General features: G+C 52.8%; 13 protein-coding genes. All 13 read right to left on the bottom strand.

Annotated elements, in window-relative coordinates:
• Positions 1-49: 49 nt before the first annotated feature.
• The 13 genes from E1B03_RS03445 to mutL all read right to left on the bottom strand — a co-directional run bounded on the left by E1B03_RS03445 (position 50) and on the right by mutL (position 13,927).
• Positions 50-748, bottom strand: a complete 699-nt coding sequence (locus tag E1B03_RS03445; protein WP_133085681.1) for a PspA/IM30 family protein — start codon at positions 746-748, stop codon at positions 50-52.
• A gap of 15 nt (positions 749-763) precedes the next feature.
• On the bottom strand, positions 764-1,168 hold the full coding sequence (locus E1B03_RS03440) for a YjfI family protein (RefSeq protein ID WP_103768647.1): 405 nt from the start codon (positions 1,166-1,168) through the stop codon (positions 764-766).
• A 124-nt stretch (positions 1,169-1,292) separates the two neighbouring features.
• Positions 1,293-2,024: a 23S rRNA (guanosine(2251)-2'-O)-methyltransferase RlmB gene (rlmB, locus tag E1B03_RS03435; RefSeq protein ID WP_003830482.1), complete on the bottom strand. Its 732-nt coding sequence runs from the start codon at positions 2,022-2,024 to the stop codon at positions 1,293-1,295.
• A 70-nt stretch (positions 2,025-2,094) separates the two neighbouring features.
• Positions 2,095-4,557, bottom strand: a complete 2,463-nt coding sequence (gene rnr, locus E1B03_RS03430) for a ribonuclease R (RefSeq protein ID WP_103768648.1) — start codon at positions 4,555-4,557, stop codon at positions 2,095-2,097.
• Between the two features lie 38 nt (positions 4,558-4,595).
• Positions 4,596-5,021 (bottom strand): nitric oxide-sensing transcriptional repressor NsrR, encoded by a 426-nt coding sequence (gene nsrR / locus E1B03_RS03425; protein ID WP_003025609.1) that lies wholly within the window; start codon positions 5,019-5,021, stop codon positions 4,596-4,598.
• 216 nt (positions 5,022-5,237) lie between these two features.
• On the bottom strand, positions 5,238-6,536 hold the full coding sequence (gene purA / locus E1B03_RS03415) for an adenylosuccinate synthase (protein WP_043018174.1): 1,299 nt from the start codon (positions 6,534-6,536) through the stop codon (positions 5,238-5,240).
• A gap of 102 nt (positions 6,537-6,638) precedes the next feature.
• Positions 6,639-6,836 (bottom strand): DUF2065 domain-containing protein, encoded by a 198-nt coding sequence (locus tag E1B03_RS03410; RefSeq protein WP_042312802.1) that lies wholly within the window; start codon positions 6,834-6,836, stop codon positions 6,639-6,641.
• 82 nt (positions 6,837-6,918) lie between these two features.
• Complete coding sequence (hflC, locus tag E1B03_RS03405) at positions 6,919-7,923, bottom strand: protease modulator HflC (RefSeq protein WP_003830491.1); 1,005 nt, start codon at positions 7,921-7,923, stop codon at positions 6,919-6,921.
• A gap of 2 nt (positions 7,924-7,925) precedes the next feature.
• Positions 7,926-9,179 (bottom strand): FtsH protease activity modulator HflK, encoded by a 1,254-nt coding sequence (gene hflK / locus E1B03_RS03400; protein ID WP_103768650.1) that lies wholly within the window; start codon positions 9,177-9,179, stop codon positions 7,926-7,928.
• A 188-nt stretch (positions 9,180-9,367) separates the two neighbouring features.
• Entirely contained in the window at positions 9,368-10,648 is a 1,281-nt protein-coding gene (gene hflX / locus E1B03_RS03395) for a ribosome rescue GTPase HflX (RefSeq protein ID WP_003025589.1), read from the bottom strand.
• Between the two features lie 74 nt (positions 10,649-10,722).
• A complete protein-coding gene (gene hfq, locus E1B03_RS03390) occupies positions 10,723-11,031 on the bottom strand; it encodes an RNA chaperone Hfq (RefSeq protein ID WP_003025584.1) in 309 nt (102 codons plus the stop codon).
• Between the two features lie 84 nt (positions 11,032-11,115).
• Positions 11,116-12,066 carry a tRNA (adenosine(37)-N6)-dimethylallyltransferase MiaA gene (miaA, locus tag E1B03_RS03385; RefSeq protein ID WP_103768651.1) on the bottom strand — a complete coding sequence of 317 codons (951 nt, stop codon included), beginning with the start codon at positions 12,064-12,066 and terminating at the stop codon, positions 11,116-11,118.
• Positions 12,059-13,927: a DNA mismatch repair endonuclease MutL gene (mutL, locus tag E1B03_RS03380; protein ID WP_133085680.1), complete on the bottom strand. Its 1,869-nt coding sequence runs from the start codon at positions 13,925-13,927 to the stop codon at positions 12,059-12,061. Before mutL ends, miaA begins: the two co-directional genes overlap by 8 nt.

The following is a 13,927-nucleotide window of genomic DNA, read 5'->3' as shown; positions in this document are numbered from 1 at the left end:
CTTAATGACCCGCCAGCCTCCTTTCAAGGCTGACGTATTTCGCCGACGTTTACTCGCCTTGCTGGCGCTGCAGACGTGCCAGAACATCCTGAGTCGAACTTTTATTGCTCGCCCCAATGCCGGCTTCGGCCAGCTTCTCGTCCAGATCACGCCCATCCGCAACCTTTTCCAACTGTGCGGCAGCATCCAGACGGGCCTGACGCTCTGTCTGGCGCGTTTGCAAACGCTTGAGCGACTCTGCGGCAGTAGACACGCTGGAAGACGCGCCGACGGTCGAGGTAGTCACAGCCTGTTGGGCACGCTGCATCGCTTCCGTAGCCTTTACCACTTCAAGCTGCTGCTCGAACTGTGCAATCCGTTGTGCGGTCGCGCTAACCGCTTTTTCAACGCCATCCCGCGACGCCTCAAGGTTAGTAAGCACTCGCTCCTCAGCTGCAATAACGTTCTCCAGACGAGCAATTTCTTCTGCAACTTCGTTAATAAGAGCCGGATTAGCGTTTTTACTCAACGCTTCCAGCACTCGCGTTTCCAGACTGGATTTACGCTCGCGCAGATCGCTCAACTTGTCATGACTCAACTTCACACGTGCCAGCAAATCTACCCGTGATTTTCCGGCTTTATCCAGCTCACCTTTCGCATCACGGATATGCTGTTCCAGCATGCGGACCCCCTGCGCTTCTTCAATTGACTCTTCCGCCTGTGAAAGCACAGATTTGCCGAGGGTAAACAGGCTTTTTAAAATTCCCATAAATAGCGTTCCTTGTTATTCGTGAGTATATTCTTCAGTGATTTCAGCCAGATCCAGCGCGTTATCCGCAAGCGTCGTCATCTCCAGCACCACATCATTTAACGATGAATTAAGCGAAAGCGCCCCAAATGCAACGTAATATTCATCCTGCTGAACGCGGGAAATCCCCACAGAAGACAGTGGAAGGAGTTTCTGATTACGTAATAAGAAAATATTAAATTCATCCTGCTGATTAATACTGCTGACAGGACAAATCACTGTTTCAATAATAAGTTGACGGGAAGTAAACAAAATACTGAGCGGTAAATCACCATAATCATTCATTTTGACGATTAATGATTGCTCGTTATATTCAATCTCTATATTTAATTCAGGGAGAGTTTGTAGTGCTTCAGCAAATAACTGCGGTGTCCATGCCATATATTTTCCATATATTATTCAATTAGAAATAAATAAAATGAATATCATTCCCTACCCTTTATCATACTCGTTTAAAATAAAAAAAAGCCACCCGAATCCGGGTGACTTTATCTGAAAAATAAGTTTAGCCGCGTTGTCGGACAGCCTCAAACAGGCAGATGCCCGTCGCAACTGAAACGTTTAGCGACGAAACGCTCCCTGCCATCGGAATGCTGATCAGTTCGTCACAGTGTTCGCGGGTCAGACGACGCATACCTTCACCTTCAGCCCCCATGACCAGCGCCAGACGTCCGGTCATTTTGCTCTGATAGAGAGTATGGTCGGCTTCGCCAGCGGTGCCAACGATCCAGATGTTCTCTTCCTGCAACATACGCATCGTGCGCGCCAGGTTAGTTACGCGGATCAGCGGTACGCTTTCTGCTGCACCGCAGGCCACTTTTTTCGCCGTCGCATTCAACTGTGCAGAGCGATCCTTCGGTACGATAACCGCATGTACGCCGGCAGCATCGGCGCTACGCAGGCATGCCCCCAGGTTATGCGGATCGGTAACGCCATCGAGGATCAAAAAGAACGGCTGATCGAGCGTAGCAATCAGATCCGGCAGGTCGTTCTCCTGATACTGACGACCCGGCTTCACGCGAGCAATAATTCCCTGATGTACCGCACCCTCACTTTTCTCATCCAGGAACTGGCGGTTAGCCAACTGAATGACAACACCCTGCGCTTCCAGTGCGTGGATCAACGGCAGCAGGCGTTTATCTTCACGACCTTTGAGAATAAAGACGTCCTGGAAGCGCTCAGGCGCACGTTCCAGCAGAGCCTGCACCGCATGGATGCCGTAAATCATTTCACTCATGAATGTACTCGTTAATAGTTTATGCGTAACGCGGGCAACGCGAAGTTGCCCGACTTACTGTTTATGGCTGTTACTGTGCGACTTTCTTTTTCGCCGCACGTTTAGCTTTGGTGGCGGCAGCGATTTTAAGCGTTTTAGCCGATGGCTTTTTCGCTTTTTTATCGCCTTTCTTCTCAGCCGCATTCTTATCCGGCTGAGGTTTGGCTCTGCCTTTCTTCTCGCCGCGGAAAGCGCTGTCCGGCTCGAAATTCACCTTTTTACCCATCTGACGACGTTTCCCGGTATTTTTACCCGCATCGCCTTTTTTCGCTTTTTCGCGCGCGGTTTTACCTTCATTGCGCGGCGCACGTTCGCTGGAGATCAAACTGAAGTCGATTTTACGCTCGTCCATGTTGACCGCTTCCACGCGAACTTCCACGCGATCGCCGAGGCGATACATTTGACCACTGGATTCACCCGTCAGGCGCTGCCCAACCTGGTCAAAACGATAGTAGTCGTTATCCAGCGAGGAGACATGCACCAGACCGTCGATAAACAGCTCATCAAGACGGACAAAGAAGCCAAACCCTGTCACGCTGGCGATCACGCCTTTGAAGACATTCCCTACCTGATCCAGCATGAAGTCACACTTCAGCCAGTCAGAAACGTCGCGCGTCGCTTCGTCCGCACGGCGCTCGGCCATCGAACAGTGCTGACCCAATTGCAGCATCTCTTCCATCGAATAATGGTAGCCACCGGTTTCCGTGGTGTTACCTTTATGACCCTGCTCCTGAGCCAGCAGATACTTAATCGCCCGGTGCAAGGAGAGGTCCGGATAACGACGGATCGGCGAGGTAAAGTGTGCATAAGATTGCAGCGCCAGACCAAAGTGCCCGCGGTTTTCCGGATCGTAAATCGCCTGCTTCATCGAACGCAGCAGCATAGTCTGCAGCATTTCTGCGTCAGGGCGGTCAGCAATCGACTCCAGCAGTTCAGCGTAATCACGCGGCTCGGGTTTATTACCGCCAGGCAGCTCCAGTCCCAGTTCCGCCAGCACCGAACGGAACGAGTTAATCGCTTCGGTCGTCGGCTTATCGTGTATACGGAACAGCGCCGGCTCCTTGGCTTTCTCAACGAATCGTGCCGCAGAGATGTTCGCCATGATCATGCACTCTTCAATCAGCTTGTGCGCGTCGTTACGCTGCGTCTGCTCAATACGCTCAATACGGCGTTCAGCATTGAAGATAAACTTCGCTTCTTCACTCTCAAACGAGATACCGCCGCGTTCTTCACGGGCTTTATCCAGTACTTTGTAGAGGTTATGCAGCTCTTCAATGTGTTTAACCAACGGCGCGTACTGTTCACGCAGCTCCTGATCGCCTTGCAGCATATGCCAGACTTTGGTGTAAGTCAGACGCGCATGGGAGCTCATTACCGCTTCGTAGAATTTAAAGCCAGTTAAGCGGCCTTTCGACGAAATGGTCATTTCACAGACCATACACAACCGGTCCACCTGCGGGTTGAGCGAACACAATCCGTTAGACAGCACTTCCGGCAGCATTGGAACAACCTGCGACGGGAAGTAAACGGATGTGCCACGGCTACGCGCTTCCTGGTCCAGCGGAGTCGGCGGACGAACGTAATAGCTTACATCAGCAATCGCCACCCATAAACGCCAGCCGCCGCCGCGTTTCTTCTCGCAGTAGACCGCATCGTCAAAGTCACGCGCATCTTCGCCATCAATAGTAACCAGCGGCAGGGAGCGCAGATCGACACGCCCGACTTTCGCCTCTTCCGGCACTTCTTCTTTCAGCCCGGCGACCTGCTTTTCAACCGCCTGAGGCCAGATGTACGGGATTTCATGGGTACGCAGGGCCATATCCACGGCCATGCTGGTTCCCATATTGTCGCCCAGCACTTCAACAATTTTACCCACCGCTTTGGTGCGACGCGTCGGACGCTGAGTCAGCTCAACCACGACCACAAAGCCCATGCGAGCGCCCATCACCTCTTCCGGCGGGATCAGGATATCGAAGCTCAGGCGGCTGTCGTCAGGAACCACAAACCCGACGCCAGCGTCGGTAAAGTAGCGGCCGACAATCTGGCTGGTTTTCGGCACCAGCACGCGCACAATACGCGCTTCGCGACGACCTTTACGGTCCGCACCCAGCGGCTGCGCCAGCACCTGATCGCCATGAATGCAGGTTTTCATCTGCTCGCTGGACAGGTACAGGTCATCTTTGCGGCCTTCGACGCGCAGAAAGCCGTAGCCATCACGGTGGCCAATAACGGTACCTTTCAGCAGGTCAAGACGTTCCGGCAGCGCGTAGCACTGACGACGAGTGAAGACCAGTTGCCCGTCACGCTCCATCGCGCGCAGGCGACGACGCAGCGCTTCTTGCTGTTCTTCACCTTCAATGTTGAGTTCAGCGGCCAGCTCATCGCGGTTGGCCGGTTTTTCACGTTTAGTTAAATGTTCGAGGATAAATTCCCGGCTCGGGATAGGGTTCGCGTATTTTTCAGCTTCGCGTTCCTGGAAAGGATCTTGTGACATGTCGGTTCCTCCGTCATCATCGCTGCTGGCGGGAGTCGTTACTCCACCAGCAATAATTTATAAAGCGGTTGATTTTCTTCAACCAAATCAGCAAGTGTGTAGTTGTCCAGTTCCGTGAGAAAACTTTGCACTGCCTTAGAAAGCGCCTGTTTGAGTCGACAGGCCGGGGTAATGTGGCAAAACTCGCTGCTACAATTGACCAACGATAAGGGTTCCAGCTCGCGAACCACATCACCAATACCAATATCCTTAGCCGGTTTACCCAGGCGGATACCGCCATTTTTTCCTCGAATAGCAGTAACAAAGCCCGCCCGGCTAAGTTGATTGATTATTTTGACCATATGATTACGGGACACGCCGTAGACTTCTGTCACCTCAGAAATACTGGTCATACGTCCTTCGGGAAGTGACGCCATGTAGATTAGCGCACGTAATCCGTAATCGGTGAAACTTGTTAACTGCACATCAACCTCAGGAAAAGGGATAAAACGGATAAACCTGGTAGTATTAATTACATTGATGATAAACCAGCCACCAGCCAGGTCGCTAATTTATTTCAGTTCGGGAAGGAAAAAAGCGAGGAACCTACGTGATTTTAAGCCGGATTCTGATGCAAAGCGCCTCATCCGGCCTAAATTAGTGCAAGCGCAGCGCCATTTGACGCTACGCTATAACCAGAATTATGCGTCGAACGGGTCGCGCAGGATCATGGTTTCAGTACGGTCTGGGCCAGTTGAGATAATGTCAATCGGCACACCGGTCAGTTCTTCAATACGCTTGATGTAGTTCAGTGCTGCCTGCGGCAGACCGCTACGCTCCTTCACACCAAAGGTGGATTCAGACCAGCCCGGCATGGTTTCGTAAATCGGCTCGATACCTTTCCAGTCGTCAGCTGCCAGCGGAGTAGTCGTTACTTCGCGGCCATCCGGCATACGGTAAGCGACACAGATTTTCACCTCTTTCAAACCGTCCAGTACGTCCAGTTTGGTCAGGCAGAAGCCAGACAGGGAGTTAATCTGTACTGCACGACGTACAGCCACGGAGTCCAGCCAACCGGTACGACGACGACGACCAGTGGTTGCGCCATACTCGTTACCTTGTTTGCACAGGAACTCGCCTACGTCATCAAACAGCTCAGTCGGGAACGGACCCGCACCTACACGAGTAGAGTAAGCTTTGATGATACCCAGAACGTAATCCACATAACGTGGCCCCAGGCCAGAGCCGGTCGCCACGCCACCTGCGGTGGTGTTGGAAGACGTCACGTACGGATAGGTACCGTGGTCGATATCCAGCAGCGTACCCTGAGCGCCTTCAAACATGACGAAATCGCCACGCTTACGCGCCTGGTCCAGCAGATCGGAAACGTCAACAACCATAGCAGTCAGGATGTCGGCAATCGCCATCACATCATCCAGCACTTTCTGGTAGTCAACTGCTTCAACTTTATAGAAATTCACCAGCTGGAAGTTGTGATATTCCATCACTTCTTTCAGTTTTTCAGCGAAGGTTGCTTTATCAAACAGATCGCCAACGCGCAGACCGCGACGAGCTACTTTGTCTTCATAAGCCGGACCGATACCACGACCGGTAGTACCGATCGCTTTTTCGCCACGCGCTTTCTCACGAGCGTTATCCAACGCAACGTGATAATCAAGGATCAGCGGACAAGCTTCAGACAACAGCAGGCGCTCGCGAACCGGGATACCACGATCTTCCAGTCCTTTCATCTCTTTCATCAGCGCAGACGGAGACAGAACAACACCGTTACCGATGATGCTGATGACATTCTCACGAAGAATACCTGATGGAATAAGATGGAGGACGGTTTTTTCACCGTTGATTACGAGAGTATGGCCTGCGTTGTGACCACCCTGGTAGCGCACAACATATTTAGCCCGTTCAGTCAGAAGATCAACAATCTTCCCTTTACCTTCGTCACCCCATTGGGTGCCCAGTACGACGACGTTGTTACCCATTTTTCAAAATCACCGTTTGCTTAAAAATGGATTCTACCACCGCTTTTTCAGATATACAGCACTTTTTGCATGCGAAAATCCGCAAAATAGGCTACTTATTGATCAGCCAATCGTTTTCCTCAACATGTAGTAGACCACCACGCCCGCAACCACAAGACCTCCACCAAAACGACGCAAAGTATTTTCAGGAAGTTGTGCCATCGCGGAGATCATTTTCTTCCACGCGCTGGGATAAAGCATCGGGCCCAGGCCTTCCAGCACCAAAACCAGCGCGAGCGCCAGCAAAATTGTTGAGTTCATCCATCGTCCTTTAATAAAAAGAAAACCACCGCATCCCTGGGGATGCCGGTGGTTTTGCTGGTTTAAAACCGCTGGAACGCTATTAGCGTGTTGCGGTATTCGGTGTCTTCATGTAGCGGAAGAAATCGCTGTCCGGGCTCATGACCATCACGTCCTGGTTGCCTTCGAAGCTCTTCTCGTAAGCACGCAGGCTACGGATGAAGGCGTAGAAGTCAGGGTCCTGGCTGAACGCATCGGCAAACAGTTTAGCCGCCTCTGCATCGCCTTCACCGCGCATGATACGCCCCTGGCGCTCAGATTCTGCCAGCGTTTTAGTCACTTCATAGTCCGCCGTTGCACGCAGTTTTTCCGCTTCTTCCTGACCTTGTGAACGATGGCGACGCGCTACCGCTTCACGCTCAGCGCGCATACGGTTGTAGATAGCCTCAGACACTTCAGCTGGCAGGTTGATTTGCTTAATACGCACGTCAACTACTTCGATACCCAATGCCGCCATACTGTTCGGGTTGATGACAGGTACTTTACCGTTCGTTTCAGCCTGGACACGCTCAGCCGCTTCGGCAATCGCGCTATCTGCAGCCGGAGTCGCCACTTCATCTTCCGTGCCAGCAGAACCGGAGTTCAGCGCGTCACGCACTTCCAGGGTCAGACGACCGCGGGAATCGGTAACGATGTCTTTCACGTCCAGACGACCAATTTCAGAACGCAGACGGTCAGAGAACTTACGTTTCAGCAGGACTTCCGCCTGAGAAACATCGCCACCGCCCGTTGCCAGGTAGTAACGGCTAAAGTCACTGATGCGCCACTTGATGTAGGAGTCAACGATCAGGTCTTTCTTCTCTTTGGTAACAAAGCGATCGGCCTGGTTGTCCATGGTCTGAATACGCGCATCCAGCATCTTCACAGATTCAATAAACGGAATCTTGAAGTGCAGGCCTGGAGCAACGACCAGCGGCTTGTTTTCATCGTCACGCAGAACTTTACCAAAGCGCAGAGTAATCCCGCGCTCGCCTTCTTTGACCACAAAGACGGACATGAACAGAACTACCAGAACGATGATGATAATCGCAATAACAGACTTACGCATCGTTATTCCCCCTGACGCTGGTAGTCGTTACGCTGCGCGTTCGCGCGGCGTTGGTCCATAATATCGCCCTGACTGGTGGACGAAGTGTTGCTTGCTCCAGTGCTGGAAGTGGTTGCCGGCGGCAGACGCAGCAGGTTTGAACTGCTGTCACTCTTTGCTGCTGGCGCACTACCGCCTTTCAGCATTTGATCCAGCGGCAGAACCATCAGATTGCTGCCCTTATCGTTAACCAGGACTTTGCGGGTATTGCTCAGCACTTTTTCCATGGTTTCGATATACAGACGCTCGCGAGTAATTTGCGGTGCGGCTTTATATTCCGGCAGAATTTTTGCGAAGCGAGCCACTTCACCCTGTGCTTCCAGGATGGTTTGCGTTTTGTAAGCGCGCGCTTCTTCCAGAATACGCTGTGCCTGACCGTTAGCTCGTGGCTGAACTTCGTTGGTGTACGCTTCTGCTTCACGAATGTACTGCTGCTCGTTTTCACGTGCTGCAATGGCATCATCAAATGCGGCTTTTACTTCTTCCGGCGGACGTGCAGCCTGGAAGTTGACGTCCAGCAGGGTGATACCCATGTTGTACGGACGGATCGTTTCTTCCAGTTCACGCTGGGTATCGCTACGAATAACGGTACGCCCTTCGGTCAGGATACGGTCCATTGTGTATTTGCCGATAACCCCACGCAGGGCGCTGTCGGTTGCCTGACGCAGACTGTCATCCGCGCTGGTTACGCTAAACAGGTAACGCTGCGGATCGGTCACGCGGTACTGCACGTTCATTTCAACGCGCACGACGTTTTCGTCAGAGGTCAGCATGACGCCGGAAGCGGCAAGTTCACGCACGGCTTCCACGTTAACCGGAGTCACTTCGTCGACAAAGGTCGGTTTCCAGTTCAGACCCGGCTCAACCAAATGGCTGAATTTACCGAAGCGTGTTACCACGCCGCGCTCCGCTTCTTTAATGGTGTAGAAACCGCTGGCCGCCCAGATAATGACGATAGCTGCCGCTGCGATAGTAAAGACTCGGCCGCCCAACTGCGGACGCGGACCTTGCGATGAACTACCGCCGCCAGAACCCGTACCTTTACCGCCCCCCAGACCACCGAGTTTTTTACTCAGTTTGCGGAAGATATCATCCAGATCGGGAGGTCCCTGATCGCGACCGCCTTTGTTTCCATTTCCCTCAGGGTTGCCGCCAGGTTTGCTGCTTCCCCACGGGTCGCGGTCTTGTCCGTTATTACCGGGCTGATTCCACGCCATGTTTGTGCTCCATATTTGTTATGCGATGCTATACCTGCGCCTTTTACGCTGCAGTTGCGTTGGCTATGTCCTTCATCCCCCATCACATAGTTGACTATGCTCCGGGAGATTTCAGAACCTGCCGCCTTACTGCCGCACAAAACCACAAGGAATAGAGGCGAAAAAATCTTCAGGCCATATCCGTCAGGTCAGACAACATAGTCTTCCAGTGCCGGTTCTTGTTTACAGAGGCGACGCCAGTCTACGATCGGCATACGTACTTGCAGACCTACGCTACCGTCTTCCTCCATCCACTCTTTTTCTATTGCCTGAAGTTGGTAAAACCGGCTTCTCAGACGCCCTTCCTGCGGCGGCAAACGCAACGTGTGTTGCGCAACCTCACCGGAAAGCCGCTCTGTCAAAGCCTGAAAAAGCTGTGGTATGCCAATCCCCGTTTGCGCTGAAACCCAAACGCGAATGGGTTTATTCTCTTCATCTCTGTCGATACGCGGTTCAAAATCATCCAGCATATCGATTTTATTCATCACCAGCAGGGTCGGGATCTCATGCGCATCGATCTCTTCAAGCACCGTATCAACGGCCTCAATGTTTTCCTGCACACGAAAATCTGCTGCATCAATAACGTGCAGCAGCAATGTCGCCTGACGTGTTTCCTGCAGCGTGGCTTTAAATGCCGCTACCAGGTCGTGCGGCAAATGGCGGATAAACCCTACGGTATCCGCCAGCACGGTCTCACCGACGTCCGCTACGTCTATTCGGCGCAGGGTCGGATCCAGGGTCGCAAACAGCTGGTCCGCTGCGTAAACCCGGGCTTCGGTGATCTGGTTGAACAGGGTGGATTTTCCGGCGTTGGTATATCCCACCAGTGATACGGTTGGGACATCCGCTTTCTTGCGCGACTGCCGCCCCTGCTCACGTTGCTTTTCAACTTTTTCCAGGCGCGACTGTATTTGCAAAATGCGATTACGCAGCAAACGACGGTCGGTTTCGAGCTGGGTTTCACCCGGACCGCGCAAACCAATCCCGCCCTTTTGCCTTTCAAGGTGGGTCCAGCCACGGACCAGACGCGTAGCCATATGGCGCAACTGCGCCAGCTCAACCTGCAACTTACCCTCATGGGTACGCGCACGCTGGGCAAAAATATCTAAAATAAGACCAGTCCTGTCGATAACAAGACACTGGCACAACTGTTCCAGGTTACGTTCCTGGGCGGGGCTTAGAGCATGATCAAAAATCACCACCGCAGCGCCAGTCGCTTTTACGGCTTCGGCAATTTCGATTGCCTTACCTTCACCAACAAAATACTTCGGGTGCGGTGCTTTACGGCTCCCGGTAATCACCTGCATTGCTTCGACACCGGCGGAAGAAACCAGAGATTCAAACTCCTGGAGGTCTTCCATATCTTTGTCTTGCGAAAAATAGATGTGTACCAGTACCGCCTGCTCACCGGCATCATAACGGTCAAACAAGCGTCAACCCCTTAATATGTATCAACGGGGAACGCAGGATCGCTGGCTCCCCGTGTGTAAAACAGCTAACAACCTTATTCGGTTTCTTCGCTGTCCTGTTGCGCAGATGAACCTTGCGCGTTGCTACCGTGATGGTAGTTGCTGCCAGTGCCGCCGGTGGCATTATTGCTATGATGAGAAACCGGGCGAGACGGGACAACAGTAGAAATCGCGTGCTTATAAACCATCTGGCTGACCGTGTTTTTCAACAGGATCACGAACTGATCAAAAGACTCGATTTGACCTTGCAGCTTAATACCATTCACCAAATAAATAGAAACTGGAACACGTTCCCGACGCAGTGCGTTCAGGAACGGATCTTGTAAAGATTGCCCCTTAGCCATTCTCTCTTTTCCTTATATGCTTATTTGTACTTTGAACCTTTCGATTCTGAAAAATTGCGCACGATACGTTTCAATTGTACACATTCAGTTCGCGATAGCACCAACAACCTGTAATACTTCGTTTCGCGCCTGGTCAGGCTTTTCACTGTCAAGCCAGTGCACCCCTTCCCAACCACGCAACCAGGTTACCTGTCGCTTCGCCAACTGCCTCGTGGCGCAAACACCTCTATAAACCATTTCATCGTATGAAATTTCGCCTTCAATGTATGACCACATCTGGCGATACCCTACACAACGAATGGAAGGCAAATCCGTATGCAAATCTCCACGGGCAAAAAGCGCCCGGACTTCTGCTTCAAAACCTGAAGCTAACATCTGATGAAAACGCTGCTCAATTCGCTGATGGAGCAGTTCACGGCTCGCCGGGGCGATTGCAAACTGATGCACCTGATACGGCAAAGCATCTCCTGACGTTTGCGTCAGCTCCGTTAAAGTTTTACCCGAAATGAAAAAAACTTCCAGTGCCCGGGAAAGTCTTTGCGGATCATTTGGATGAATACGCGCCGCAGCCACCGGATCTATTTCCTGAAGCTGTCGGTGCAGTACGTCCCATCCAAGCTCAGCTGCCTGCTGCTCAATTCTGGCCCTGACTTCCGGGTCCGCCGATGGTAACGGCGACAGCCCTTCAAGCAAGGCTTTGAAATATAACATTGTACCGCCCACCAGCAGCGGAATGCGCCCTGCTGCGGTGATATCGGCCATCTCGGCTAACGCATCGCGGCGAAAATCAGCAGCAGAGTACGCTTGCGACGGATCGCGGATATCCAGCAATCGGTGCGGTGCGGCCTGTAATTCATCTGCATCAGGCTTGGCAGTACCGATATCCATCCCTTTGTAAATAAGGGCGGAATCAACGCTTATCAACTCTATGGGCAAAACTTTACGCAATTCAATTGCGAGTGCCGTTTTACCGGAGGCCGTCGGCCCCATCAAAAAAATCGCCTTTGGCAGGCTCGCCTTACGGGTATCACTCATGTTTCAGGGCATTCATTACCGAATGTAAATCAACAGGTTGTAACAGACCACCCGGCGGCGCCTTCACGAGTTGTGGGCAGAGCCGCTCAACATCCGCTAACAGCGTAATCGCCTGAGCCATGCTCCACTGCGGATGCTCGCTAATCAGGTTACGTGCAATCCACTGTGCAATATTGCCCGGTTCGAATACGGACTGCTGCGCCAGGTAGCCTATCAGTTCAGGAATCAAGATTTGTAAATTTTGTTGGCGTAAGGGTAAAGGCACCGCCCGGATGGTCACATGCTGCGCATCCAGTTGAAATTCAATGCCCAGTTCAGCGAGTTGGCCCTGCCCTTTTTGCAGCGCCGCTTTTTCATCGGCGGTCACTTTTAGACGTAAAGGGATCAGCAATGGCTGGGCGCAAACGCCCCCCTCGCCCGGCGTTAATTGTGCCTGACGCAGCCAACGTTCCGCCACCGGTAATGCCAGCAACCGGATATGACCATCGCACTCAAGCAACGCGCAGTCCGCACCGACAATCGTTAGCACGCGTCCAAAGCCCTGAGCATTACCACTCAGAGGTGCCGATGGCGTTTCAGAGACCGCCGTTTTACGCGGCGGAACCGGCGTCTGCAGCAGTTGCTGATAAATTTCACCCTGCTGCTTTTGATATCCGGGTTGGGCATGAGGCCAACTGGCCCCTGCCTGACGGCCACCACCACTACTGCCGCTTCCAGCGCCAGCAGATGCTGAGTACCGCGGTGTCGCAGGTTCACGCGCGGGAGCCGGTTCGGCAAAATGGTTACGTCCGGCAGCAACGCGATTTTCCGGGATGTGCCTTGGGGCGGGTTCGTCGTCAGCCAACGGTAGCGACGTTTCAAGCTGCTGCTGCAGGACGCTCAACACCCCCTGGTAAATAAAATCGTGCACAAGGCGGGACTGATGAAAACGGACCTCATGTTTGGCAGGATGTACGTTAACATCCACCTGATGCGGGTCGATTTCCAGATACAGCACAAAAGCGGGCTGCTGATCGGCGCCCAGCTTATCTTCACAAGCCTGGCGGATAGCATGGTTGATCAGTCGGTCGCGCATCATCCGACCATTTACATAGCAGTACTGGATTTCCGCCAGCGCCGCCGTCGTGTGGTTAGGATCGGCCACCCAACCGCGCAGCGTTAAATCGCCATGCTGCCATTCAATCGCCAGCGCATGTTCCAGAAACGGCGTACCGCAAATCGCGCCCAGTCGGCGTTCTTTCTGTCCATCCGCAGCCACGGCACGATACTGGCGCACCACTTTGCCGTTGTGTGACAAATTAATCGTCACATCAAAACGCGCCAGCGCGATGCGGCGGATAATCTCGTCGATATGATTAAATTCGGTTTTCTCGGTGCGCATAAATTTGCGCCGCGCCGGGGTGTTGTAGAACAGATCTAACACCTCCAGCGTGGTTCCCACCGGATGCGCGGCAGGTTTGACCGTCACATCCATGTCGCGCCCTTCGGCATAGGCTTGCCAGGCTTCGGGCTGTTCTTGCGTACGCGACGTCAGAGTTAAACGAGAAACGGAGCTGATACTGGCCAGCGCTTCGCCGCGAAAGCCGAGGCTTACGATGGCCTCGAGATCGTCAAGCGACGCTATTTTACTGGTGGCATGACGCGCCAGAGCCAGCGCCAGCTCGTCTTTTTTAATCCCGCAGCCGTTGTCACGAATACGGATAAGCTTCGCGCCGCCGCGCTCAATATCAATATCAATGCGCGTCGCACCGGCATCGATACTATTTTCCACCAGCTCTTTCACCACTGACGCAGGCCGTTCTACCACCTCACCTGCGGCAATCTGGTTCGCCAGCTGTGGCGGTAGAACCTGAATCGGCAT

Origin of the sequence: Citrobacter arsenatis (assembly GCF_004353845.1) — a bacterium.
Lineage (GTDB): Bacteria > Pseudomonadota > Gammaproteobacteria > Enterobacterales > Enterobacteriaceae > Citrobacter > Citrobacter arsenatis.
This window is presented reverse-complemented; position numbering and strand designations above follow the sequence as displayed.